General features: G+C 70.2%; 23 protein-coding genes. 6 read left to right on the top strand and 17 right to left on the bottom strand.

Annotation, left to right across the window (positions count from 1 at the left end; genetic code table 11):
* Positions 1–12: 12 nt before the first annotated feature.
* The 13 genes from OG599_RS30220 to OG599_RS30160 form a co-directional block, all read right to left on the bottom strand.
* Complete coding sequence (locus OG599_RS30220) at positions 13–801, bottom strand: hypothetical protein (RefSeq protein ID WP_327179140.1); 789 nt, start codon at positions 799–801, stop codon at positions 13–15.
* A 47-nt stretch (positions 802–848) separates the two neighbouring features.
* Positions 849–1,379 (bottom strand): hypothetical protein, encoded by a 531-nt coding sequence (locus OG599_RS30215; protein WP_442809591.1) that lies wholly within the window; start codon positions 1,377–1,379, stop codon positions 849–851.
* A 56-nt stretch (positions 1,380–1,435) separates the two neighbouring features.
* On the bottom strand, positions 1,436–2,059 hold the full coding sequence (locus OG599_RS30210) for a hypothetical protein (protein ID WP_442809722.1): 624 nt from the start codon (positions 2,057–2,059) through the stop codon (positions 1,436–1,438).
* 134 nt (positions 2,060–2,193) lie between these two features.
* Positions 2,194–2,715, bottom strand: coding sequence for a hypothetical protein (locus OG599_RS30205; protein ID WP_327179139.1), 522 nt, complete (start codon positions 2,713–2,715; stop codon positions 2,194–2,196).
* Positions 2,712–3,980 (bottom strand): MlaD family protein, encoded by a 1,269-nt coding sequence (locus tag OG599_RS30200; protein ID WP_327179138.1) that lies wholly within the window; start codon positions 3,978–3,980, stop codon positions 2,712–2,714. The genes OG599_RS30205 and OG599_RS30200 overlap by 4 nt, the downstream gene beginning before the upstream one ends.
* The gene (locus OG599_RS30195) at positions 3,977–5,134 is read right to left on the bottom strand and encodes an MCE family protein (protein WP_327179137.1); all 1,158 of its coding nucleotides are present in this window, start codon (positions 5,132–5,134) and stop codon (positions 3,977–3,979) included. Before OG599_RS30195 ends, OG599_RS30200 begins: the two co-directional genes overlap by 4 nt.
* A complete protein-coding gene (locus OG599_RS30190) occupies positions 5,131–6,348 on the bottom strand; it encodes an MCE family protein (protein ID WP_327179136.1) in 1,218 nt (405 codons plus the stop codon). The genes OG599_RS30195 and OG599_RS30190 overlap by 4 nt, the downstream gene beginning before the upstream one ends.
* 2 nt (positions 6,349–6,350) lie before the next feature.
* Entirely contained in the window at positions 6,351–7,370 is a 1,020-nt protein-coding gene (locus tag OG599_RS30185; RefSeq protein ID WP_327179135.1) for an MCE family protein, read from the bottom strand.
* On the bottom strand, positions 7,367–8,398 hold the full coding sequence (locus OG599_RS30180; protein WP_327179134.1) for an MCE family protein: 1,032 nt from the start codon (positions 8,396–8,398) through the stop codon (positions 7,367–7,369). The genes OG599_RS30185 and OG599_RS30180 overlap by 4 nt, the downstream gene beginning before the upstream one ends.
* Positions 8,395–9,702: an MCE family protein gene (locus OG599_RS30175; protein ID WP_327179133.1), complete on the bottom strand. Its 1,308-nt coding sequence runs from the start codon at positions 9,700–9,702 to the stop codon at positions 8,395–8,397. The genes OG599_RS30180 and OG599_RS30175 overlap by 4 nt, the downstream gene beginning before the upstream one ends.
* Positions 9,702–10,505 (bottom strand): MlaE family ABC transporter permease, encoded by an 804-nt coding sequence (locus tag OG599_RS30170; protein ID WP_327179132.1) that lies wholly within the window; start codon positions 10,503–10,505, stop codon positions 9,702–9,704. The genes OG599_RS30175 and OG599_RS30170 overlap by 1 nt, the downstream gene beginning before the upstream one ends.
* 3 nt (positions 10,506–10,508) lie before the next feature.
* The gene (locus OG599_RS30165; RefSeq protein ID WP_327179131.1) at positions 10,509–11,369 is read right to left on the bottom strand and encodes an MlaE family ABC transporter permease; all 861 of its coding nucleotides are present in this window, start codon (positions 11,367–11,369) and stop codon (positions 10,509–10,511) included.
* Complete coding sequence (locus OG599_RS30160) at positions 11,366–12,361, bottom strand: ABC transporter ATP-binding protein (protein WP_327179130.1); 996 nt, start codon at positions 12,359–12,361, stop codon at positions 11,366–11,368. The genes OG599_RS30165 and OG599_RS30160 overlap by 4 nt, the downstream gene beginning before the upstream one ends.
* Before the next feature lie 942 nt (positions 12,362–13,303).
* Between OG599_RS30160 and OG599_RS30155 the strand changes: the two genes are divergently transcribed.
* Positions 13,304–14,236 (top strand): hypothetical protein, encoded by a 933-nt coding sequence (locus OG599_RS30155; RefSeq protein WP_327179129.1) that lies wholly within the window; start codon positions 13,304–13,306, stop codon positions 14,234–14,236.
* 126 nt (positions 14,237–14,362) lie between these two features.
* On the opposite strand, the gene OG599_RS30150 is transcribed toward OG599_RS30155, so the two are convergent.
* The 3 genes from OG599_RS30150 to OG599_RS30140 form a co-directional block, all read right to left on the bottom strand.
* Positions 14,363–14,926 (bottom strand): hypothetical protein, encoded by a 564-nt coding sequence (locus tag OG599_RS30150; protein ID WP_327179128.1) that lies wholly within the window; start codon positions 14,924–14,926, stop codon positions 14,363–14,365.
* Positions 14,927–14,976: 50 nt separating this feature from the next.
* Entirely contained in the window at positions 14,977–16,506 is a 1,530-nt protein-coding gene (locus OG599_RS30145) for a DUF6801 domain-containing protein (protein ID WP_266711954.1), read from the bottom strand.
* A 149-nt stretch (positions 16,507–16,655) separates the two neighbouring features.
* Positions 16,656–17,231, bottom strand: coding sequence for a hypothetical protein (locus tag OG599_RS30140; RefSeq protein ID WP_266711952.1), 576 nt, complete (start codon positions 17,229–17,231; stop codon positions 16,656–16,658).
* 812 nt (positions 17,232–18,043) lie between these two features.
* Here OG599_RS30140 and OG599_RS30135 point away from each other — a divergent pair.
* The 4 genes from OG599_RS30135 to OG599_RS30120 all read left to right on the top strand — a co-directional run bounded on the left by OG599_RS30135 (position 18,044) and on the right by OG599_RS30120 (position 21,544).
* A complete protein-coding gene (locus OG599_RS30135; RefSeq protein WP_327179127.1) occupies positions 18,044–19,264 on the top strand; it encodes a helix-turn-helix domain-containing protein in 1,221 nt (406 codons plus the stop codon).
* A gap of 197 nt (positions 19,265–19,461) precedes the next feature.
* Positions 19,462–19,725 carry a hypothetical protein gene (locus tag OG599_RS30130; RefSeq protein ID WP_327179126.1) on the top strand — a complete coding sequence of 88 codons (264 nt, stop codon included), beginning with the start codon at positions 19,462–19,464 and terminating at the stop codon, positions 19,723–19,725.
* Between the two features lie 114 nt (positions 19,726–19,839).
* Positions 19,840–20,313: an SCP2 sterol-binding domain-containing protein gene (locus OG599_RS30125; protein WP_327179125.1), complete on the top strand. Its 474-nt coding sequence runs from the start codon at positions 19,840–19,842 to the stop codon at positions 20,311–20,313.
* Positions 20,314–20,317: 4 nt separating this feature from the next.
* Positions 20,318–21,544 carry an acyl-CoA dehydrogenase family protein gene (locus OG599_RS30120; RefSeq protein WP_327179124.1) on the top strand — a complete coding sequence of 409 codons (1,227 nt, stop codon included), beginning with the start codon at positions 20,318–20,320 and terminating at the stop codon, positions 21,542–21,544.
* 59 nt (positions 21,545–21,603) lie between these two features.
* On the opposite strand, the gene OG599_RS30115 is transcribed toward OG599_RS30120, so the two are convergent.
* Positions 21,604–22,854 (bottom strand): cytochrome P450, encoded by a 1,251-nt coding sequence (locus tag OG599_RS30115; protein ID WP_327179123.1) that lies wholly within the window; start codon positions 22,852–22,854, stop codon positions 21,604–21,606.
* Positions 22,855–22,934: 80 nt separating this feature from the next.
* Here OG599_RS30115 and OG599_RS30110 point away from each other — a divergent pair, with 80 nt between their 5' ends.
* Positions 22,935–23,771, top strand: a complete 837-nt coding sequence (locus OG599_RS30110) for a hypothetical protein (protein WP_327179122.1) — start codon at positions 22,935–22,937, stop codon at positions 23,769–23,771.
* Positions 23,772–23,809: the final 38 nt, after the last annotated feature.

The raw sequence follows: 23,809 nt of genomic DNA, 5'->3' as shown, positions 1-23,809 counted from the left end.
TCTCTCCCCGGGTCACTGGGTGAAGGTGTCGATGGCCGCGATGCGCCAGCGGCCGTCGCTGCGGACCGCGTCCACGGCGAACATGGCCGCGGCGTAGGTCGTCTCCTCCTTGGCGCCGGTGCGGGTGTTGCTCTGGTCGGCGAAGACGAGGAGTCGCGCCCGGTCGCCGTCGAGCCGTTCGACCGCGCTCTCGGTGACGGTCGTGGTGAGGACGAGCTTCTGCTTGGGGGCCTGCTCCCGTACCTCGGCGAGCATGTCCTGGTGCTGCTGCACCGCCTTGCCGGTCAGGTAGGTCTTGGCGGCGCGGTCGGACTTCTCGGTGGAGGCGTAGTCGTAGCTGAAGACGGCGCCGACCGCCTCGGTGATCTGTCCCTTGACCTCGCTGGTGCGGGCGATGTCGGTGAGCGCGGTGTTCCGGCGGCTCGGGTCGTCGCGCAGAGTGGCGGCGGAGGTGAACGCCCAGGCGGCGAAGACACCGAGCAGCACGGTGAGTACGCAGAGGAGGGCGGGGAGGCTGATACGGAGGCGGCGCGTCCGGCGTTCCGGGGCCCCGGCATCAGCCTCCGCCTCCGTCCCGGCCGGGGAGCCCTCGTCCTCCGCCTCCGCCCCGTCGGCTGCGTCGGACGGCTCCGGGTCGTCGGCCGGATCGCCGGCACGCGGGTCACCGGCGTCCGCTCCGGCGACGTCCGTGGCGTCCCCTTCCCCGGCTTCCGGGGAGGTCGCGTGGGGCGCCGTGGCGCGGTCGGCGGCGACGGTGGCCAGTCTGCGCTGCCGGTTGACGAGGTGACGGGTCGTCGACATGTCCGGGGTTCCTCTCGGGGTGGGGCGGGGTGGCGGGAGTGGCGGCGTCAGCCGGCGGTGTTGCCGACGGGCGCCTGGCCGAGGGCGCTGAGCTTCCACCCCTGGGAGGTCCGGGTGAGCTGGCCGAGCATCCGGCTCTCCTTCACCGCCGGGTCGCCCTCCGGCGCGGTGACGGTGACGCGCAGGGCCACCATCAGGCTCGCCTTGCCGGCCCGTTCGTCGAGTTCGGTCACGGCGCCGGAGAGCACCTGGGCGGTGCTCTTCGTCTTCGCCGTCTCAATCTGCTTCACGAACGCGTCGCGCCCGTCGACGAGTTGCTGGTGGAGGTCTCCGGTCGTGGAGTCCTCCCAGCTGTCCAGTCCCTGCTGGAGCCGGGAGTGGTCGAGCGTGTTCATGTTCTGCACGGCCTGCTCGCCCGCCGCGAGGGCGTCGTCGCGGGCCTGTGCGTACGAGGCGGAGTCGTCGTGCGCCGCCGAGTACCAGGACCAGCCGCCCCAGCCCGCCGCGACCGCCGCCACGAGTGCCAGCGCACTCGCCGCCCGCACCAGCGGGTTCGTCGCCTTGATTGCCCGTGCCATCGCTGCCTCTCCCCTGCCGGCCACCGTGCGGGCCGGCACCGTGTCGCTGTGCCTCGTCACCTGGAGGTGATGTCGACGATCTGCCAGACGCCGTCCTGCTGGTGGGCGGTGATGGAGAGCTGGGCGGCGGCCGTGGTGGCGGCCTTGCCCTCGCGCTCGTACACCTGGTCCAGGAAGACCAGCAGGTGGGCGCTGTCGCCGGTGAGCCGGGTGACCCCGGCGCGCACGACGTTGGTGGTGAGCGTCAGCTTCTGGTCGGCCGCCTGCTTCTCGACCTGCCCGAAGAGCGCCGCGTACTGCTTGAGCGCCGCTCCCGCCAAAAGGTGCTGGGCGGAGGCCTTCGTCGCGGTGGTGGTACCCGGCGCGTACGAGAAGACCGTGGCGAGGGCACTGCTGACGTCACCGGTGACGCGGTCGGTGGCGGCCGTGTCGGTCAGGGCCTGGTTGGCGGTGGCGGGGGTGTCCCGGATCTGCCGGCCGCGTACGAAGAGGCCGGTTCCGGCGGCGATCAGCAGGACGACCAGGACGCCCGCGAGGACGCGCCGCCAGCGGGCCCCCGTACCGGGCGAGGCCCCGGGCGCGCCGTCCTCGGGAGGGGCGCCTTCCGCCGTGGAGTCGCCTTCGCCCGTGGGACCGGCGGCCTCCGTGGCGGTGGGCGCCTCGTCGGAACGTTTCTCCACGTCCTGGCCGGTAACGCTCACCGCCGCCGCCTCTCCGCTGCCGCGCTCATCGCCGTCGTACTCGCCGCCTTCGTCCTCGGCACTGTCGTGCTCGCCCCTGTCGTGCGGGGCCGCCGTGCCCGTCCGCGCCGCGCTCATGTGGCCGCTCCGACGGGGATGGCGGTGAGTGCCTTGACCTTCCAGCCGTCGCCCGTATGCTCCAGGGCGGCCTCGAACCGTTTGCGTTCGGTGCCGGCGGCTCCGGTGCGCGGGGTGACCTTCACCTCGACGGTGGCGATCAGTTGCGCCGTACCGCCGCGTTCGTCCAGGGCGGTGAGCGCCGCGTCCGTGACCGTGCCCTTGGCGCTGGTGCCGGCCGTCCGGAACGCGGCCGCGTCCTTGGCGCGGGTGCTCTTCAACTGGTCGTGGAGCGGCCCGGCGGTGACGCTCAGCCAGCCGTCGAGCCCTGCGTCGATCTTCGCGGCGTCGGTGCCGTCCATGCTGTTCAGCCGGGCCAGCTGGCTCCGCCCGGCGGCGAGGGCGGCGTCCCGGCTCTTGGCGTACGAGACGGAGTCGTCGCCCCGGGCCGCCGCGTACGACCAGCCGCCCAGCGCGCAGACGAGCACGGCGGCGAGGAGGACGGCCCAGCCGGTGAGGTTCTTCGCCCGCGCGCTCACGCTCCTCCTCCCAGTCCGAGCAGCCCGGCCATGGTGGTGGACGCTCCCGTGGCGGAGGTGGAGGCGACGGAGCCGGAGGAGAGCGCTCCGGGCAGGAGCGTGTCCGACGCGGAGCCGGTCAGGGTCGTCACCGGCTTCACCGGGTCGGGGACCGCGCCGCCCTTCGGGGCGTTGGCCGAGCCCCGGACCTCGATGCCGGTGCCGGGGGACGCGGTGCAGCGCGCCTTCGTGTTGACCGCGGGTCCCTGGGTGGTGTCGAGGCCGTTGCGGTAGACGGTGTCGCCGTATCCGGCGGTGCAGGGCAGGGGTTCGAAGAAGGTGACGGCCATGCCGAACCGTGCGCCGTCCTCGTCCACCACGCTCGCTCCGGCGGCGGCCACGGCGGGCAGCTTCACCAGGAGTTCCTCGATGCCGCGCTGGCGGGTGACGGCGACTTCGGAGGTGGTGAGGAGGTTGGCGACCACCACGCCGAATTCCGGGTCGAGGTCGCGCATGAGGGCGCTGAGCTGGGTCGCGGCGCCGGGGGTGGCGGCGATCAGCCGGCGCAGATCGCTGTCGGAGCCCTTGAGCTCGGCGGCCAGGTCCTTCGCCCCGTCGGCGAATCCCTTGAGCGCGTCGCCCTGTTCGGCCTGGGTGCGCAGGACCGTCTCGCCGTCCTGCATCAGCTTGATGTTGGCGGGGAGGGCTTTGTCGGCGGCGTCGACGAACTCGCTGCCGGTGTCCAGCAGGACCTGGAGGTCCTCGCCCCGGCCGGCCAGCGCGGTGCCGAACTCGTCGACCACGGTGCGCAGCGATTCCAGGTCCACCGAGGACGCCAGGTCGTTGACGCTGACGAGTACGTCGGTGGGGGGTGCGGGGATGGTGGTGTCGGCCTGGTCGATCACCGATCCGTTGCCGAGGAACGGGCCGGTGGAGCGGGTGGGGCGCAGGTCGACGTACTCTTCGCCGACCGCCGAGAGGTTGGCGACGACTGCGGTGAGACTGTCGGGGATGGGCGGGGAGTCGTTGTCGATGCGCAGTTCGGCTTCGACACCCTCGTCGGTGAGTTCGATGGGGCCGACCCGGCCCACGGAGACGCCCCGGTAGGTGACGTTGGAGTGGCTGAAGAGCCCGCCCGTCTGCGGCAGTTGAACGGTGACGGTGTAGTAGTCGCGCAGCCCGACGTAGTGGCCGAGGTCGGCGTAGCGGAATCCGAGGAAGGCGAGGACGAGCACCGAGATCACGAGGAAGGCGATGTTCTTGAGGCGGATGGCCGTGGTGATCATCGGTCGCTCCCTGTGCTCGAAGCGGTCACCGAGGGAAGCGGCAGGGGCAGGGAGGCGAGGGACGCCGTCTCCGCCGTCGGGGTTTCCGGGGTGCTCGTCGCGTTCGGGTCGTACGGCGGGACGATCTGGGAACCGGGGGCGGCGGTCATGTCCAGGTAGACGTTGAGGTAGTCGCCCTTGACGCCGCGCAGGATCTCGTCGGTGAACGGGTAGGTGGCGAGCACCTGGAGGGAGTCGGGCAGCGCGTCGCCGGAGTCGGCGAGCGCCTGGAGGGTGGGCGCGAGGGCCTTGAGGTCGGCGATCATGTCGGCCTTGCTCTTGTTGATCGTGTCGACGGCGACGGTGGACAGGGTGTCGAGCGAGCTCAGCATGGTCAGCAGCTGGCCGCGCTGCTCCTCCAGGACCTTGAGGCCGGGGCTGAGGCCGGTGAGGACGGTGCCGACGTCCTGCTTGCGGGCGGCGAGGGTGGCGGCGAGCCGGTTGACGCCGTCGAGGGCCTGGGTGATGTCCTCCTTGTGGTCGTCCAGGTCGGTGACGAGGGTGTCGACCCGCTGGAGCATCGAGCGGATCTCCGGCTGCTGTCCGGTGAGTGCCTTGTTCAGCTCGGTGGTGATGGTCTTGAGCTGGCTGACCCCGCCGCCGTTGAGGAGCAGGGAGAGCGCGCCGAGGACCTCTTCGACCTCCGGGTTGCGGTTGGTGCGGTCGAGCGGGATGCGGTCGCCGTCCGCGAGGGCGCCCTCCGCCTTGCCTTCGGCGGGCGGCGAGAGCTGGACGAACTTCTCGCCGAGGAGGCTGGACTGTTCGAGGTGGGCGAGGGCGTTGGCGGGGAGGTCGACGCTCCCGTTGATCCGCATGGTGACCTTCGCGGTCCAGCCGTCCCGGCCGAGCGCGATGTCGGTCACCCGGCCCACCGCGACGTCGTTGACCTTGACGGAGGACTGGGGGGCGAGGCTGAGTACGTCGGCGAAGTCCGCGGTGATCTCGTACGGGTGGTCGCCGAGGTCGGCGCCGCCGGGCAGCGGGAGCTGCTCGATCCCGTTGAACGACGGGGCGTCGACCTGGGTGACCACGAGGACCAGGGCGACGCCCACCGCGGCCACTCCGGCCGCCCCGGCGATCACCCGGCCCCTGGGTCGGTACGCGGCCCTGCTCATCGGCCGGCCTCCTTCTCTTCGGTACCGGACGTGTCGGTACCGGACCGGTCGGTACCGGTGGCCGTCTTCTCGGGCGTGCCGTAGACGGTGCCGACGGCGGGGAGCGGCAGGACGGGCAGTTCCGCCTGGCGGGAGGCGTCCACCGCGGCGAGTCCGCTCAGGCTCGCCGCGCCGCCGCTGCCGGACGCCGTGGTGCCGGATGCCGTGGTGCCGGTCGTCGTGGTGCCGGCCGAGGGCTGGTCGGGGAAGTAGCCGCCCATGCTCAGCTCGTTGAGGTTGGTCCGTCCGTCCAGGGTGCGGTTGACGGGGTCGTACGCGTTGACGAGGTTACCGGCCGTGAGCGGGAGGGTGTCCAAGGACTCGGCGAGTGAGGCCCGTTGGTCGACGAGGACCTGGGTGAGCGGCACGAGCGCGTCGACGTTGGTCTTGAGCGACTCGCGGTTGTCCTCGATGAAGGTCTTCACCTGGGCGAGGGCGGTGGAGAGTTCGGCCAGGGCGGCGCTCAGATTCTCCTTGTCCTCGGCGAGGAAGCCGGTGACGGAGTTCAACTGCTGCTCGGCCGAGCGGACTTCGCCGTCGTTGTCCTTGAGCATGGTGGTGAAGGACTGGAGGTAGGACAGGGTGTCGAAGAGGTCGGTGCTGCTCTTGTCCAGGGTCTTAGTCGCCTTGCCGAACTCCGCGATGGAGTCGCCGATGGCCTTGCCGTTGCCATCGAGGTTCTTGGCCCCGGTGTCGAGGAGCCGGGCCAGCGCGCCGTTGGCGTTGGCGCCGTCCGGGCCGAGCGCGGTGGAGAGTTCGGTGATGGAGGCGTAGAGCTGGTCGACCTCGACGGGGGCGGCGTTGCCCTCGGCGGGGAGCACCGCGCCGTCGGCGAGGGTGGCGCCGCCGGTGTAGGCGGGCGCCAGCTGGATGTAGCGGTCGGCGACGAGGCTGGGGGCGACGAGCACCGCGTGCGCCCCTTCGGGGACCTTGACGTCCTTGTCGACGCGGAGGGTGACCCGTACCTGTTCGCCGCGCGGTTCGACGGAGGTGACGCTGCCCACCTTGACGCCGAGGATGCGCAGGTCGGAGCCCGCGTAGACGCCGGTGGCCCGGTCGAAGTACGCGGTGACGGTGGTGGTGCCCTCCTGGTCGAGGGCCATCACTCCGGAGGTCGCCGCGACGGCCACGACCGCGAGTCCCGCGCCGATGCCGATGACGCGCGTGAGTCTCATCTTCAGCTGCCCCCTTCCTGTTTGGGCGGCATGCATCCGGTCGCCGGGGTCGCGTCGGCAGGCAGGTAGTTCTTGGGCACGACCCCGCAGACGTAGTTGTCGAACCAGCGGCCGTTGCCGAGGGTGTTGCCGACGAGCCGGTTGTAGTCGCCGGCCATCGAGAGGACCTTGTCGAGGCTGTCCTCGTTCTTCACCAGGACGGCGGTGACCCTGCCGAGGGCGTCCAGGGTGGGTTTCAGCTGCTTGTTGTTGTCCTGGACGACGCCGGTGAGCTGGATGCCGAGGTTCTTGGTGCCGGTGAGCAGCTGGTGGATGGAGTCCCGGCGGGCCTGGATCTCGCCCAGCAGGAGGTTGCCGTCCTTCAGCAGCGCCTCGAAGGAGCTCTCCTTGGTGGAGAGGGTCCGGGTGAGCTGCTTGCTCGCCTTGAGCAGGGTGGCGAGTTCGGCGTCGCGCGCGGAGACCGTACGGGAGAGCGCGGAGAGGCCGTCGGCGGCGCTGCGGACGTGGGCCGGGGAGTCCTTGAAGGTGTCGGAGATCGCGTCGAAGCTCGCGGCGAGCTGGTCGGTGTCGATCTCGTCGAAGGTCTCGCCGAGCCCGTTGAACGCCTGGGTGACGTCGTACGGGGAGGTGGTGCGGTCGGCCCCGATGCGACGGGAGGGGTCCTGGGAGGTGGTGCCCAGCGGGTCCACGGCGAGGTACTTGTCGCCGAGCAGGGTCTTGATGGCGATGCCGACGGTGCTGGAGTCCCCGATCCAGGCGTCCTTCACCCGGAAGGTGACCTTGACCTTGGCGCCGTCGAGCGCGACGCCGGTGACCTCGCCGACCTTCACGCCGGCGATGCGGACCTCGTCGCCGTCGGAGAGCCCGGCGGACTCGGAGAAGTCGGCGGTGTAGGTCGTGCCGCCGCCGACGAGGGGCAGCGCGTCGGCGTGGAAGGCGGCGAACCCGACGAGGCCGAGGACGACGAGGCCGGCGACCGAGACCGCGACGGGGTTGCGTTCCCTGATGGGGGTGATGTTCACGCCGTGCACCTCGGTTCGGTGATCGCGATGCCGGTGGGCGGCGCGCTGCCGTCGCTGGTGGTGACCCCGGAGATCCTGGCCTCGCAGAGGTAGAGGTTCATCCACGACCCGTACGAGGTGAGGCGGGTGATCGCTTCCATCTTGGCCGGGGTCTTCGCCAGGAAGTTCTCGATCTCCGGTGTGGCGTCACCGAGTTGGTCGGAGAGCCGGCCGACCTGCTTGATGCTGTCCCTGAGGGGCTTCCGGCCGTCCTCGAAGAGGTCGGCGGTGACCGTGGTGAGGGCGCCCATCGCGGTGACCGCCTCGCCGAGCGGCTTGCGGTCCCCGGCGAACCCGGTGACCAGCTGCTGGAGCGTGTCGACCAGTTCGGTGAACCCGGCCTCGCGGTCGTTGACCGTCTTCAGCACCTCGTTGAGGTTCTTGATCACCTCGCCGATGACCTTGTCCTTGGCGGCCACGGTCGTGGTGAGCGAGCCGACGTGGCTGAGGATGCTGTCGACCGTGCCGCCCTCGCCCTGGAGCACCTGCACGATGGAGCCGGCGAGCTCGTTGACGTCGGGCGGCGAGAGGCCCTCGAAGAGCGGCTGGAAGCCGTTGAAGAGCTGGGTCAGGTCGAGCGCGGGGGTGGTGCGGGCGAGCGGGATGGTGGCCCCGGCCGCGAAGCTCCGGCCGACGGGTCCGGCGCCCTGGTCGAGGTCGATGTAGCGCTGGCCCACCATGTTGAGGTACTTGATGGACGCGGTGACCGAGGCGGGGAGCGTACGCCCCTTGCGTACGGCGAACCGGACTTCGGCGACCCGGCGGTCGGCGAGGCCGATGGACTCGACCTGGCCGACCTTGACCCCGGCGATGCGGACGCTGTCGCCGACGACGAGCCCGGTGGCGTCGGTGAACCGGGCCTTGTACGAAGTGGTGTCGCCCACACCGGTGTTGGCGATGGAGAGGGCGAGCACGGTGGTCGCCAGGGTCGTCACGAGGACGAAGACGATCGATTTCGTGAGGGGGCCCGCGAGGGAGCGGCGCTTCACTTGAGCTTCACCTCCGCACCGCGGAAGGCCGGACCGATGAGCACGCTGCTCCAGTCGGGCAGGTCCTGCGGCTGGACTTTCAGTGTGGGAGCGACGAGTTCGTTGACGAGCGCGCTCTCCTCGGGGGAGTTGGCGACGCCCAGGGAGCGTTCGCCGGCGGCCGTGTCCGTGGCGCTGTCGGCGGCCGCGGAGTCGGCGCCGGTGTCCGTGCCGCTGTCCGCCGCCACCAGGCTCTCGGCGGTGGGGGCGGTGGCGCCCAGGTACGGCACGGTGTAGCAGTGCGGGCCGCCGGTGGCCGTGTAGCTCGGGGTGTCGCGGCCTGCGACGTACTTCCCCTTGGACGGGACGGTCTTGAGGGTGACGTGCAGGCCGGGCTGGTCGGTGCCCTTGCCGAGCGCCTTGTCCATGGCGGGCACCATGCCGGCCATGGTGCGCAGGGTGCAGGGGTACTCGTCGGCGTACTTCGCGAGGAGTTCGAGGGTGGGGCGGCCGGAGGCGGAGAGCCGGATGAGGTTGTCCTTGTTCTTCCGCAGGAAGGCGGTGACGTCCCTCGCGGAGGCGGTCGTCGTCCCGTACAGGCCCGCGAGTTCGGCCTCCTGGTCGGCGATGGTGCCGCTGGTGGTGGTGAAGTCGGTGAGCGCGTCGACGACGTCCGGCGCCGCGTCCGCGTAGACCGAGCTGACCTTCACCAGCTCCTGGATGTCCCGGTTGAGCGTGGGGAGCTGGGGGTTGAGCTTCTTCAGGTGGGCGTCCAGCGTGACGAGGGTGTCGCCGAGCTTCTCGCCGCGCCCTTCGAGCGCCTGGGAGACGGCCGTGAGGGTGGCCGAGAGCTTCTCCGGCTTCACGGCGGTGAGCAGCGGCAGGACGTTGTCGAGCACCTGCTCCAGTTCGATGGCGTTGCTGGAGCGGTCCTGCGGGATGACCGCCCCGGCGCGCAGCGGCTCCCCGGAGGACACCTGCGGCGGTACGAGGGCCACGAACCGCTCCCCGAAGAGGGTGGTGGGCAGCATCTGGGCGGTGACGTCGGCGGGGACCTGGTGGAGCTTGTCCGGGTCGATGGCGAGGGTGAGCCGGGCCCCGTCGCCGTCCGCCGTGATGGAGCGGACCTGGCCGACGACGACGCCGCGGAGCTTCACGTCGGCGTTGTCGTGCATCTCGTTGCCGACCGAGCCGGTGCGTACGGTCACGGTGGCGTCGTCCTGGAAGTCCTTCTGGTACACCGAGACCGAGACCCATACGAGCACGGCGGGCACCAGCAGGAAGGTGACCCCGGCGGCTCTGCGGCGTACCGTCTGCGCGTTCATCAGCCGGCCACCTTCACGGTCGTCGTGGCGCCCCAGATGGCGAGCGAGAGGAAGAAGTCGGTGACGCTGATCAGCACGATCGCGTTGCGCACCGAGCGGCCCACCGCGATGCCGACCCCGGCGGGGCCGCCTTCGGCGCGGAAGCCGTAGTAGCAGTGGGCGAGGATCACCAGCACGCTGAAGATCAGCACCTTGAGGACGGAGAGCAGCACGTCGTCCGGGGAGAGGAAGAGGTTGAAGTAGTGGTCGTAGGTGCCCTCGGACTGGCCGTTGAAGAGGACGGTGACGTACCGGGAGGCGACGTACGAGGAGAGCAGCCCGATCGCGTAGAGCGGGATGATGGCGACGACGCCCGCGATGATCCGGGTGGTGACGAGGTAGGGCATCGAGCGGACGCCCATCGCCTCCAGGGCGTCGACCTCCTCGTTGATCCGCATCGCGCCGAGCTGGGCGGTGAAGCCGGCGCCGACGGTCGCGGAGAGCGCGAGTCCGGCCACCAGGGGCGCGATCTCACGGGTGTTGAAGTAGGCGGAGATGAAGCCGGTGAAGGCGGAGGTGCCGATCTGGTTGAGGGCGGCGTACCCCTGGAGGCCGACGACGGTCCCGGTGAAGAGCGTCATCGCGATCATCACGCCGATGGTGCCGCCGATGACGCCGAGGCCGCCGCTGCCGAAGGCGACCTCGGCGAGGAGGCGCTGCACCTCTTTCGTGTAGCGGCGCAGCGTGCGCGGGATCCAGATCAACGCGCGTACGTAGAAGTTGAGTTGGTCGCCGGAGCGGTCGAGCCAGCTGAGCATGGACATCGGTCAGCTCCCCTTCGCGGGGACGATCTGGAGGTAGACCGCCGTGAGGACCATGTTCACGAAGAACAGCAGCATGAAGGTGATGACGACGGACTGGTTCACCGCGTCGCCGACGCCCTTGGGGCCGCCGCGCGGGTTGAGGCCGCGGTAGGCGGCGACGATCCCGGCGAGGAAGCCGAAGATGAGGGCCTTGAACTCGCTGATCCACAGGTCGGGGAGCTGGGCGAGCGCGGAGAAGCTGGCGAGGTAGGCGCCGGGGGTGCCGTCCTGCATGATCACGTTGAAGAAGTAGCCGCCGAGGGTGCCGACGACCGAGACCAGGCCGTTGAGCAGCAGGGCGACGAACATGGTGGCGAGGACGCGCGGGACGACGAGGCGCTGTACGGGCGAGACGCCCATGACCTCCATCGCGTCGAGTTCCTCGCGGATCTTGCGGGAGCCGAGGTCGGCGCAGATCGCGGAGCCGCCGGCGCCCGCGATGAGCAGCGCGACGATGAGCGGGCTGGCCTGCTGGATGACCGCGAGGACGCTGGCGCCGCCGGTGAACGACTGGGCGCCGAGCTGCTGGGTGAGCGAGCCGACCTGGAGGGCGATGACGGCGCCGAACGGGATGGAGACGAGCGCGGCGGGCAGGATGGTGACGCTGGCGATGAACCAGAACTGCTCGATGAACTCCCGCGCCTGGAAGGGGCGTCGGAAGACGGCCCGGGTCACCGCGACCCCGAGGGCGAAGAGCTTCCCGGTCTCCCGCAGCGGTGCGAGCAACCGTGAGGGCTGCTTCTGGACGGGCTGCGGGGACGGTACGGGCGCGGGTGGCGGCTTCTGTGGCGGCTCGGCCGGCCGCACCGGTATCTCGGCGGTCACGGGCGCGCACCGCCGGTGGTCGTGGTCTGGCTGCGCAGGATGGCGTGCTGGGCGGCGACCGGCAGCTGGTGCATCATCGCGGCGACCCGCTCGCGGCGGCGCAGGGCGCCCTGCCGTACGGGCATCCCGGGCGAGGGTTCCAGCTGCGGGACGACGCCGCGCGGCCCCTGGCCGGCGTGGCCGCCGGGGCCGTGGCCGCCGGAGGCCTCGGCGGCGAGCAGGGCGGCGTCCTTCTCCTCGGACATGCCGATGGGCCCCTCGCGGCGGCCGGAGAGGAACTGCGAGACCACCGGCAGGTCGCTGGTGAGCAGCACCTCGCGCGGGCCGAAGGTGACGAGGTTGCGGGAGAAGAGCATCCCCATGTTGTCGGGGACGGTGGCCGCGATGTCGAGGTTGTGGGTGACGATCAGCATCGTCGCGTCGATCTGCGCGTTGAGGTCGATCAGGAGCTGCGAGAGGTAGGCGGTGCGCACCGGGTCGAGGCCGGAGTCCGGCTCGTCGCAGAGGATGATCTGCGGGTCGAGGACCAGGGCGCGCGCGAGGCCGGCCCGCTTGCGCATGCCGCCCGAGATCTCCCCGGGCAGCTTCCCCTCCGCCCCGAGGAGTCCGACGATGTCGATGCGCTCCATGACGATGCGACGGATCTCGGACTCCGTCTTGCGCGTGTGCTCGCGCAGCGGGAAGGCGATGTTGTCGAAGAGGGACATCGAGCCGAAAAGGGCGCCGTCCTGGAACATGAGCCCGAAGAGTTTCCGGGTCTCGTAGATGTCCCGCTCGGGGCTGTTCACCATGTCGACACCGTTGATGAGGACGCGTCCCCGTTCGGGCTTGAGGAGCCCGATGATGGATTTCAGGAACACGGTCTTCCCGGTGCCGGACGGCCCGAGCATGACGCTGACCTCACCGGCGGGAAGCGTGAGTGACACATCCTGCCAGATGTTCTGTCTGCCGAAAGACTTGGTAAGGCCTTCGACGACGACTTCGATTCCCATCCCACCTCCTGCATGCACTCACGAAGTGACAGAAATGCGCCGACGGGCGCACGTTAAGTTCACGGGTGCCACCAGGACAAGCCCTCGAACGGTCAAGAGGCCAAAGATCGGCACACTTGTCATCGAGTGACAAAACCCGGCGGCAATCTTGTTCTTTGCTGCGTATTCACCACGGACGGCGCAGGCGGGGGATCCCCGCCCCGGGGAGCCGGGGTCGAGGTGCCCCCGAGGGGCGAGAGTCCGGGCCGCAGGGGGGTGGCGGGACGGTGGGCTCCCGGGAGGGTGGACCGGTGCGGCGGGCCGCTCCGGGTTCCGATCCCGCACGTGACGGCGGAGACCCGCACACTTCGCCGGGTGCTCACGGGGCGAGGCTACGGGCGGGTAACCTGGCAGGCAATACACGTCGTCCAAGTTTTCCCGGCCAAACCTACGGCCCCGTATTTCTGCGCGAGAAGTGAGCAGTCCGGCCGCCAGAACTGTCCCCGGGTAACAATTTCCCCGTCGCCCGGCCCGCCCTCCGGCCGCATCCCCGCACGTCACGCCCGCCCCGCGCGGTATGCGCCGGCCGGGCGACCCGCACAAACGGAAACCTGGGCTCCGCATTTCGCGGGACGAGCTCTCCGCTCACCATCTGACAAGAATGGCCGGATAGGCACTCACCCAGGCACGAGAACAAGGCCGCCTTCGAGGATTGTCAAACGCCGCCATTGTGCACCGGTGTGACCCGCCAGTAACGTCACGGCTCGGTGATAAGAGCGGAGCCACTCGGGAGCAGATCCCATCGATTCAGCGCTCATTTCACCGTAGCGATTCTCGTCGCCGCCGGAGCCGCTTCCCTCGGCGGACGCACCGCCCGTTCTCGGCGCCCGATTCACCGGGCGCTTTCCGAGCAACTCCGCGCATGCCGCCGCCCGTACGGCGGCTGCCGTCAAAGGGGATGACATGAGAGCCACTTCGAACCGGACGCGCATGGGACTGCTGGCCGGCCTCACCGCCCTCGGCGCCTTCGCGTCCATGGGATCCGCCACGGCCGCCACGACCCTCAACGGCAACTGGGCGTCCTTCACCCGGTGCCCGGTGGACTCGGCGGCCATGCTGGCCGCCGACGGCGCCACCGACACCGCGGTCTGCGTCTCCTCGCATTCCGCGAGCGGCTCCATCAAGCTCGGCAACACCGTGGTCCCGTTCGGCGCGAGCGACCTCCAGCTCGGCGTGGTGACCCACCCCAACAACACCTCGACGGCGGTCTCTCCGGCAGGCGGCGCGCTGGTCGCGGCACCGGCGGACATCCCCGGAGGTCTCCTCGGGCTGATGTGCCCGAGCGACATCTTCGTGATCACCGGCATCTGCAACAGCCTCGCCGACGTCAACCTCAACCGGGTGACGGCCACCATCGAGTCCGTCAACAACCCTTCGGACTTCAAGCTCCTGGCCGGCCTCGGCACCACCACGCCGATCATCACCCTGCCGGTCCGCATCCACCTGACGAACCCGCTGCTGGGCGACAACTGCTACATCGGCAGCTCGTCCGCCCCGATCCTGCTGCGCCCGAAGAACTCGACCCTGCCCACGGTCGGCTCCTTCCAGTTCAACGGGGACGGCTCCGACAACCCCGAGGGCGTGCTCGGCCGCATCAGCCTCGCGGGCGCCACGCAGTCGGACACCACCTTCGCCGCTCCCGGCGCCAACGGCTGCGGTCTCGGACTGCTCAACTGGGCGGTCAACCTCAAGACGGGCCTGCCCGCCGCCTCAGGCACCAACAGCGTGACGCTGAACAACGCGCAGACCAACGTCGTCACCATCAACGACCCGGGCGCCGCCGCCCCGAACGCCGGCAAGGACCTCGCCCGGTACTGGCACTCGGCCGTGAAGTAGAGCCTTCCGTCGGGATCGGGCTGGGCTCAGCCCGATCCCGACGGCCCTGACTCTCCCCGCACGGCCGTACGACAGTGGGGCCACCCTCGGTTCGAGGGTGGCCCCACTGCCGTACGCTGCCTTCCGCTACGAGACCTGGATGGTCTGGTGCGGGGTGACGGCGTAGTCGGCGTCGAGGTCGGTCGGATCGCCCGCCTGGAGCAGGCCCAGGCAGTTGGCGGCGCTCACCGTCATGGTGGAGCCGTCGACGACCAGGTATCCGGTGCCGTTCTCGTAGTGGCCGGTCAGGCTGCCCCCCAAATTCGCCGTGCAGCCGGTCCCCGTCATACGGAAGGCCAGCCCGCTCACCGAGACGCCGACCCAGGTGGGCCGGCCCGCCACCGCCCCGGTCGCGGTGAGCGGCCGGGCGCCCGACGTCAGGGTGATGCTGTAGGCGATGCCGGCGAGCGTGCAGCCGCTGAACGCCACGGAGCTCACCGTTCCGACCACGCTTCCGACGGGCGCCGGTACGAAGGATCCGGCCACGTCGGTCGCGGAGCAGTAGAACGACATCGCGGGCCAGGCCCAGGTCGCGGGTGCGCCGTGTCCCGAGAAAGCGCCTCCCGGAGTCACCACGTAGGAGGCGGAAGCCGTCGCCGACGCGGAAGTCGCCGTCAACGCCATCGCCGCGGACAGCGCGGCCACGAGCATGCCTGTGCTTCTCCTGCTTCTTCTCATCTCCATGGATCTCCTCGACCGGGTCAGTCGACAGCGGGGGTAGGGGCGCCGGGCAACGCGGGAAGCCTCGGCGGACAGTTCCAGACCGACGGGTCCGCGTCCGGGACGCACATGTTGGCCTGATTCAGCGCGATGGAGTTTCCCGGTCCGGATATCGACGCGGTGAACAACGCGTCCAGGTCCTGACCGCCGCTACCGCACCCGGAGAAAGCGGGTATGTCCAACGTCCCGTTGAGCGGTCCGCCCTCCAGTACGTTCAGATAGGGGTTCCCGCCGGTGAAGTCCCCGCGGAGCACTACCTTGTAAGGGCGCACGGTCCGGCAGTCGGGACCCACGTCGAGCGGTACACCGTTCACCGTCACATCGTGCAGCCGCATGGACTGCTTGAAGGAGACCACCGCGAAGTTCACGGGATACCCGAAGACCTCCATCACGTTACCGGTCGAGACGGTGAGAGGTCCGGTCTCGAACGAGACCTCGGCAGAGACGGGCTGGAAACCGAACGCGAGGAACGTCGACTCGGCGTCCGGCAGGTCGAGGGTGGCGAGCGAGTTGAACATGTTGTAACCGCCGCCTTCCATCTGCGGAGTGCGAACCGTGACCCGCTGGTTGGCAAGGGCGGAGAGCAACGCGGGCTTCTTGGAAGGGTCGTTGATGATCGTGGACCCGTTCAGTTTCTTGATGGTGGCGAGCCCCACCGCGTATCCACAGACCCTCTGGCCGGGCAGATTCAGCTGAAAGGGCGGTGCACCCGGGGGGATGACCGGGGCGTCGCTGATGTCCATCTCTCCCTGGGGCACGATGTCCGGGCAGGACGTGTCGACGGGGGGTACCACCGGCGGCTCCCCCTCTGGGTCGCCCGGGTCCTCCCCGCCGCCCTCCCCCGGGTCGGTCTCCCCACCCGGATCCGGCGTCTCCGGCGTGCCCGCGTCCGGCACCAGAACCGTCGCCAGCAGGCCCGCTTCCCCTTCGGACCGGTCACAGGTCAGGGTCACCGGATCGGCCGGCGCCTCCTCGCCCTCGACGGCCGGGGCGCTCAGCCCGAGGGTCAACTGTCCTGCCGTCAGGGTGACGTCCCCGGCCGCGCTGACGGTGACCGAGGGGACCTCGCCCGTGTGCGCGAGCCGGACCTTCCCGTTCTCGTCGCCGGCCAGCGGCGTGGCGGGCGCGACGAACTGGGCCCACTGCGCCTGGGCCGTCTGGTCGTTCTGCACGACGTCCACGTCGAGCGTCGCGGTGCTGACGACCTCGCTGGCTCCCTCCGGCAACAACGGGGCGAGATCGGCAGCCTCGAAGTCGGCCGTCATGCTCACGTCCACGGGTGACATCGGCACATCCACCTCGCCGGTGGCCGGAAATGTCCCCCTTACCTCCAACGGCACCTGGACCGTGCCCGACGGCAGATCGCAGTCGTACGTCACCACGGCACTGGCGTCCACGTCGTCGGCCGCCGACCCCGGACCGCTCAGCAGTCCGGCGAGGGTGGCTACGGCCGCGACGGATGCCAGACGTACGGATCTGCGCGAGGCGGTCGCCGATGTCTTCTCGCTCATCCTGGCCCTGTCTTCCGCTGGGATATTCATGTACTGCCCGTTCCTTCACGCACCGCGTCCGCCGGACGGCCGCAGAACGCACGATCCGGGCCGACGGTGGCAGGGTCGCTGCTCACCGTCGGCCCGGAGGCTCATGTGCCGTGGGAGTACTAGGAGATCACCGGGTGGGTGCTCACCAGGTAGTTGGCGTTGAAGGCGGCCACGTCGTTGACGTTGATGAGGCCGAGGCAGTTCGCGGCCGTGGCCTTGAGCGTGCCCGTGCCGTTCAGGCCCAGCACCCAACTGGTGTTGTTGTAGGTGCCGTTGACCGTACCCGCGAAGGTCGCGGTGCACCCGACGCCGGAGATCTTCGCCGAGACGTTGCTGACGTTGCCGGTCACGATGCTGCCGCTCTTGGACAGCGCGTTGATGTTCCACGGCGTGGTGTTCATCGTCACGGTGAAGCTCAGCCCCGCCAGGTTGCACCCGGTGAAGGTGACCGTGTTGATGGTGCCGACCGTGTTGGTGGTGCTCGACGCCAGGTTGCCGGTCGCGGTGCTGGACGTGCAGTAGAGGGAGGCGAGCGGGACGCTCAGCGTCGGGCCGGAGGCGGTGGCGGTGTAGGCGCCGGGCGGGGTGACCGTCCACGGCGCCTGGACACCGGCCGAAGCGGACGAGACGGTCATGCCGAGGGCGGCGCCACCGGCGGCGAGGACGACGGCGGCTCTACGTGCAAGGGTGTTCACGATGGATTCCCTTCGGGGGAGAGTATCCCGATCCGGACATACTCGTCTCCGGAAAGAGGCGGTAATCCGGGGGGACAAGGGTGGTGTGAAGTGGCGGCCCGCCCTGACGGACCGCTCGACCGCTTGCGTTCGCCGATGACGCTACGGGCGGGTAACGTGCCTCCGCAACAGCCTTGCTGAAGAAATTCCGGAAGAGTGTTTTTCGGCCGGACTTTTATTGGTCGGCGAGCAAGCGCCGGCCGAGCGTCTCCCGGTTCTTGTCGAGAAGTGAGCAACCGCGCGGTCCGCGAGATCGTGTCACCAACCCCCACCGGGCCGACCCGCGCCCCCATTGCTCACAACTTCCCATGTCAGAGCGGGATGCCGGACAGGAGAGGGTCCGGCCTGATGAGGCCTCGGCACCGGCGCACCCCTGAGCGATGATTGATGATTGATCGGCCGACATCGCCCCTCGGGCGGAATTAGTACGGACCCCCGAGGAATGCGCACCGCACCTTCGGATCTCTCCCGTTCCGGTAAAACACCGCGGCATTATGGCCCGTGTGCGCTATCACGCGGGCGGCGGCGACATTCCCGCGCGAAGCCGCGTCCAAGCCCTTCAGGGAAGGGGACTGGCGGATTCCGGGTCGCCAGTGGCTCAAAGTCGCCACCGGCATAGTCACTCCGCGTACTTCCCGTCGTCGCACCGGTGTCCACACGCTCGGACGTGCTCTATGTTCAAGATTCCAATGGGTACGCACCTGGCGGCATGTGGGAGCGCTCTCCCCCTGCTCGCCGCCGTCAGGGCACGGGAGAGCTAGGGGTAAAGCACCATGCCGGCAGTCTCGCAGCCCTCGGACCTCGGGGAACCTCTGGGACCACTGCCCCAGGAGTTTGCAGCGATCGTCCGCCCCGAACTCCCGAGCCTCATCCGCGAGATAGGCCTGGAGGTCACCCGCGCCTACCCGGAGTACGCGCGGCTCTTCGACAGCCCGCACGGCGAGGGCATCCGGGTCGGCCTGGAACAGAGCATCTCCGTCTTCGTCGAACAGGTGGCGCGACCGTCCGCGCCCACCCCGTTGCGGGACGAGATGTGCCGGCGGTTCGGCCGGTTCGAGGCGTACGAGGGCAGGGGCCTCGACCAGCTCCAGGGGGCCTACCGCCTCGGCGCCCGCATCGCCTTACGCCGTGCGAAGAAGGTGGGACGGCGGTACAACCTCTCCCCCACCATGATGCTGACCTTCGCGGACGCCCTGTTCACCTATGTCGACGAGCTCGAATCCCTCTCCCGCGAGGGGTACTTGGAGGTACGGGCCGCCACCGACGACCACACCGAGACGCTCCGCCGCCGCCTGCTGCACCTGATCCTCACGGGCCGCCCGGCCCCCCGCAGCGCGATCGCCGAACTCTGCGAGCAGACCGGCTGGACCATGCCGGAGGAGGCGACCCTGGTCGCCCTGCGCCCCTCCCCCGACCTGGGGCGTCTCGCGCTGGACCGCGACGTGCTCGCCGACCTGACGGACCCTCAGCCCAACATGCTCATCCCGGGCCCGATCGACGACGCGCGAAGACGCATGCTCGACCACGCGCTGCTGGGCGCGCACGCGGCGGTCGGCCTGACCGTCCCGCCGTCCCACGCGCCGGACTCGATCCGCTGGGCCCGCAGGCTCCTTGAGCTGGTGGACACGGGAGTGATCGACGACGCCCCGCTGGTGCTGGCCGAGGACCACCTCATCACCCTGTGGCTGCTCTCCGACACGGCCCTGCTGGACCAGCTCTCGAAGCGGGAGCTGGCCCCGGTCTCCGCCCTCAGCGCCACCCGGCGGGAGCGACTGATCGAGACGCTGCGCATCTGGCTCGACACCCGGGGAACCGCCGCCCACATGGGCGAACTGCTCGACGTCCACCCGCAGACGGTCCGTTACCGCATGCGGAGCCTGGAGTCCCTGTTCGGCGAGCAACTGGTCGACCCCGAGAGCCGTTTCTCCACCGAGGCCGTCCTGCGGGCGCTCCGCCTCCGCTCGCGTGGCGGCGACGGCACCCCACGACGGTGACAACCACCACAATGTGCGCGACGAGTCAACTTACCCCCGAGTAAGGGGAAATAGCCGGTCAGTCCCAAACGGTTGCGGCTACAGAACGGTTCCGGCGCGAAACCCGGACCCGTGTGCCGTACACAGGAGACGCGGGATGCCCTTCGGGGCGACCACGACCGTAGCGCCTCCTGCCGACCGACCGAGAGGGAACCCCCATGCCCGCCTCACACCTCCTCGTACCCGTTCCGATTCCGGACAGCGTCGCGGCACTGATCGGCGCCTGCGTCCCGGCGCACGTGCTGCAGGCCGAGTTCGACGCCGACTGCGCGGCGCGCGAGGTCCGCAGGTTCCGCGGCCCGCTGCTGGGCGTCGAGGACCAGGCCGACCGCGAACAGGCGCTCTCCGACCTGGCGCGCGCCAACAAGGTGCTCGCCGCCCACCATCCGGGGCTGACGGTCCGTCCGGGCCCCTGGCGCTGACGGCCACCCGGGCCCGCACCTCACGCACACGCCCACTGGCCGACCGCTTGCGAACCGCACGGCGGCGGCCGTACCTTACTCAAAAGTAAGTTTACTCCGGAGTAAGGATTTGGCGTGGCCGACCACAGCAGCGGCGAGCTCACCGAGGAGCTGTCCCGGCTCGACTTCTCGGCCGTCTCGCCCGAGGAGTTCGCCCGGATCGTCAAGGGCCTGTCCGTCAAGCAGCTCGGCGAGGTGATGCACGGTGAACTCCGGACACGGATACTCCACGCGGTCTTCGACCGGATGCGGCAGCAGTTCCGGCCGGACGCGGCCGGGGGGCTCAAGGCCCTGATCCGCTGGAAGATCACCGGTGAGACCGAGGAGGTCTACGAGACGGCCATCGCCGACGGGAACTGCTCCGTCACGCAGGGCCGTTCGGCGGCCGAGCCACGCACCACGCTGGTGATGGGCGACGCCGAGTTCCTCAAACTGGTCTCCGGCAACGGCAATCCGGTCACCATGTTCATGATGCGCAAGCTGAAGATCGTCGGGGACGTCGGTCTGGCCGCGGGTCTCACCCGCTACTTCGACATCCCGAAGGCGTGATCCGATGAGCTTCTTCTCCCTCGCCCTGACCGAGGAACAGCGGGATCTGCGCGACTGGGTGCACGGCTTCGCCGCCGAGGTGGTGCGCCCCGCGGCGGCCGAGTGGGACGCCCGGGAGGAGACTCCCTGGCCCGTCATCCGGGAGGCCGCGCGGATCGGGCTGTACGGATTCGAGTCGCTCGCCGACATGTACGGGGACCCGACCGGCCTCTCCCTCCAGATCGCCAACGAGGAGCTCTTCTGGGGCGACGCGGGCATCGGCATGGCCCTCTTCGGCACCTCGCTCGCGGTCGCCGGGATCTTCGCCTCCGGCACCCCCGACCAGCTCGCCGAGTGGGTCCCGCAGTGCTACGGCGACGAGGACGACCCCAAGGTGGCCGCCTTCGCGGTGTCCGAGCCGCAGGCCGGCTCCGACGTCTCGGCGATGCGTACCCGGGCACGGTACGACGGGGCCAAGGACGAGTGGGTGCTCTCCGGCCAGAAGGCGTGGATCACCAACGGAGGGATCGCCGAGATCCACGTCGTCGTCGCCTCCGTCGAACCGGAGCTCGGCGCCCGGGGCCAGGCCGCCTTCATCGTGCCGCCCGGCACCCCCGGCCTGGAGGCGGGCCGCACGGTCAAGAAGCTGGGCCTGCGCGCCTCGCACACCGCGGACCTCTTCCTGGACGACGTACGCGTACCCGGCCACTGCCTCCTCGGCGGAAAGGAGAAGCTGGACGCCCGCCTCGCCCGCGCCCGCGAGGGCGGAACGGCCCGGAAACCGTCCAAGGGACAGGCGGCGATGGCGACCTTCGAGGTCAGCCGCCCGACCGTCGGCGCCCAGGCGCTCGGCATCGCGCGCGCCGCGTACGAGTACGCCCTGGAGTACGCCGGTCAGCGGGAGGCGTTCGGCCGCCCCATCGTGGAGAACCAGTCGATCGCGTTCGCACTGGCCGACATCCGTACCGAGATCGAGGCGGTACGCCTGCTGATCTGGCAGGCCGCGTGGATGGCCCGCAACGACCGGACCTTCGACGCCGGACAGGGCTCCATGTCGAAGCTGCGCGCGGGCGAACTCGCGGTCGCCGCCACGGAGAAGGCCGTACAGATCCTGGGCGGCGCGGGCTACAGCCGGGAGCACCCGGTGGAGCGGATGTACCGGGACGCGAAGATCTACACGATCTTCGAGGGCACCAGTGAGATCCAGCGGCTGGTGATCGCCCGCGCGATCACCGGGCGGCAGATCCGCTGACCCGGCCGGGCTCCGGTGGCACGGCCCCGCCACCGGAGCCCTCCTCCCGGACCGGGGTCTCATCCGGCCGGCGTGAACCGCACCGGGAGGGATTCCGGTCCCCGGGTGAAGACGCCCCGCTCGACCGGGGTGAAGCCGTCCGCGAGGCGCAGGTCGGGCATCGCGTCCAGGAGTTGGCCGACGCCGGTCTCCACCTCGGCCTTGGCGAGCAGCGCGCCGACGCAGAAGTGCCGGCCCAGCGCGAAGGCCAGGTGGTCGGCGGCGGCCGAGAAGGCGGTGGCGCTGGTGAGGTCCGTACGGAAGAGGTCGAAGCGGTCCGGGTCGCGGTAGCGGGTGTCGTCACGGTTCGCGGAGCCGATCAGACAGGTGACCGTCGCCCCGGCCGGGACGGTACCGCCGCTGAGCTCCACCTCCGTCGCCGTCTGGCGCATGATCATGTGGACGGGCGGGGTGAAGCGCAGCGTCTCGGCGAACGCCCGGTCGATCAGTGAGCGGTCCTCGCGGACGGCGGCGAGCTGGTCGGGGTGGGCGAGGAGGTTGGCGAAGACCGAGGCGATGGCCTTGTCGGTGGTCTCGCCCCCGGCCGCGAGCAGCAGGCTGCAGAAGGCCTTGATGTCCTCGTCGCTCATGCGCACCCCGTCGACCTCGGCGGCGCAGAGCGCGGAGAGCAGGTCGTCGCCGGGCTCCTCCCGGCGCCGCCGGATGACCGGAATCATGTACGCGGCGAACTCCTGGCGGGTCCGCTCGCCCGCCGCGGCGATCTCCGGGTCGCCGGCGAGGTTGCCGAGGAAGGCGATGACGGAGGTGTACCAGCCGTGGAAGCGGTCGTGGTCCGCCCGGTCGAGGCCGAGCATGTCGGCGATGACCAGGACCGGGAAGCGGGTGGCGAAGTCGGTGACGAGGTCGGCCTCACCGGTGTGCCGGAAGGCGTCGATCAGTTCGCGGGCGTTGCGCTCGATGACCGGCAGGAACTTCTCCTGGAGGTCGGCGCCCCGGAAGGCGGGGGCGACCAGCGCCCGGCGCACGGCGTGGTCCCGGCCGCTGAGCTGGAGGATGGTCCGGCCGTGGACGGGTTCGAGCTGCCAGTCGTAGTTCTCGGTGGTGAACTCCTGGGCCTTGTCGCGGAAGACCCGCTCGACGTCCTCGTACCGGGAGACGAGAAAGCTGTTCGTCGGTTCGTGCCGGATCAGCGGGGCCTGCTCGCGCATGATCCGGTAGGCCCCGTAGGGGTCGGCGGCGAAGGCGGGCGAGAGAATGTCCGGCAGTGGCGACGCGGGCGATGCGTGCGACTCGCGCGGGGCGGAAGACATGTGCGCTCCTCGGTCGAGAACGGTCATCGGCGTCCAGGCTATTGATCCACCACCCGCTCCGTCACCCTTGGGGAAGACCGATGACCCTCATCTCCGGCGCCCGCCGCCCGTCCGTCCTCTTCGTCACCGATCTGGCGTACGAGGCGCGCGGCCGCCGCTACTGCGACGAGGACATCTTCCTGACCTCGCGCCTGCGCGCCCGATTCGACCTCGCGCTCTGCCACCCCCGGGACGCGGCGGCACTGCTGGACCGCTTCGACGGCGTGATCGTGCGCAACAGCGGGCCGGTGCTGCATTACCCCGAGGCGTACGAGGCGTTCCGGCGGCGGGCGCTGGAGCTGGGGATACCGGTGTACAACGCGCTGGACGGCAGCGGTGACATGGCGGGCAAGCAGTACCTGGTGGACATGGACCGGGCCGGCCTGCCGGTGATCCCGACCGTGGACCGGGCGGCCGATCTGGGGCGGCTGCCGGCGGCGGATTCGTACGCGGTGAAGCCGAAGCTCGGCGCGGACTCGGAGGGGCTGCGTTTCGTCCCCCGGCCCGAGCTGGACCCGGCGGACGACGGGACCCTGCTGGTGCAGCCCCGAATCGACTTCCGCCACGAGGTCTCCTTCTACTTCGTGGACCACGACTTCCAGTACGCGCTGTACGCCCCCGACCCGGACCGGCGCTGGGTGCTGGAGCCGTGGGAGGCGAGCGCCGCGGACCTGGAGTTCGCCCGTACGTTCGTGGAGTGGAACACCCTCAGCCACGGCATCCAGCGCGTGGACGCCTGCCGGACGGCGGAGGGCGGGCTCCTCCTGGTCGAGCTGGAGGACCTCAACCCGTTCCTCTCGCTCGACCGGGTGTCCGAGGAGGTGCGGGACGCGTTCGTCAGCCGGATGGCCGAGTCGGTGGCGGCCGTACTCGGCTGACTCGTCCGGCTCCGTCCGGCATGCGGGCGAACGGGGCC

Source organism: Streptomyces sp. NBC_01335 (genome assembly GCF_035953295.1).
Lineage (GTDB): Bacteria > Actinomycetota > Actinomycetes > Streptomycetales > Streptomycetaceae > Streptomyces.
This window is presented reverse-complemented; position numbering and strand designations above follow the sequence as displayed.

Coding starts and splice junctions, on each gene's coding strand:
- OG599_RS30175 (WP_327179133.1), bottom strand. CDS start 9,702: ATGAACGCGCAGACGGTACGCCGCAGAGCCGCCGGGGTCACCTTCCTG.
- OG599_RS30115 (WP_327179123.1), bottom strand. CDS start 22,854: ATGTCTTCCGCCCCGCGCGAGTCGCACGCATCGCCCGCGTCGCCACTG.
- OG599_RS30155 (WP_327179129.1), top strand. CDS start 13,304: ATGAGAGCCACTTCGAACCGGACGCGCATGGGACTGCTGGCCGGCCTC.
- OG599_RS30195 (WP_327179137.1), bottom strand. CDS start 5,134: ATGAGCAGGGCCGCGTACCGACCCAGGGGCCGGGTGATCGCCGGGGCG.
- OG599_RS30160 (WP_327179130.1), bottom strand. CDS start 12,361: ATGGGAATCGAAGTCGTCGTCGAAGGCCTTACCAAGTCTTTCGGCAGA.
- OG599_RS30220 (WP_327179140.1), bottom strand. CDS start 801: ATGTCGACGACCCGTCACCTCGTCAACCGGCAGCGCAGACTGGCCACC.
- OG599_RS30150 (WP_327179128.1), bottom strand. CDS start 14,926: ATGCTCGTGGCCGCGCTGTCCGCGGCGATGGCGTTGACGGCGACTTCC.
- OG599_RS30130 (WP_327179126.1), top strand. CDS start 19,462: ATGCCCGCCTCACACCTCCTCGTACCCGTTCCGATTCCGGACAGCGTC.
- OG599_RS30110 (WP_327179122.1), top strand. CDS start 22,935: ATGACCCTCATCTCCGGCGCCCGCCGCCCGTCCGTCCTCTTCGTCACC.
- OG599_RS30200 (WP_327179138.1), bottom strand. CDS start 3,980: ATGATCACCACGGCCATCCGCCTCAAGAACATCGCCTTCCTCGTGATC.
- OG599_RS30145 (WP_266711954.1), bottom strand. CDS start 16,506: ATGAGCGAGAAGACATCGGCGACCGCCTCGCGCAGATCCGTACGTCTG.
- OG599_RS30170 (WP_327179132.1), bottom strand. CDS start 10,505: ATGTCCATGCTCAGCTGGCTCGACCGCTCCGGCGACCAACTCAACTTC.
- OG599_RS30215 (WP_442809591.1), bottom strand. CDS start 1,379: ATGGCACGGGCAATCAAGGCGACGAACCCGCTGGTGCGGGCGGCGAGT.
- OG599_RS30190 (WP_327179136.1), bottom strand. CDS start 6,348: ATGAGACTCACGCGCGTCATCGGCATCGGCGCGGGACTCGCGGTCGTG.
- OG599_RS30135 (WP_327179127.1), top strand. CDS start 18,044: ATGCCGGCAGTCTCGCAGCCCTCGGACCTCGGGGAACCTCTGGGACCA.
- OG599_RS30120 (WP_327179124.1), top strand. CDS start 20,318: ATGAGCTTCTTCTCCCTCGCCCTGACCGAGGAACAGCGGGATCTGCGC.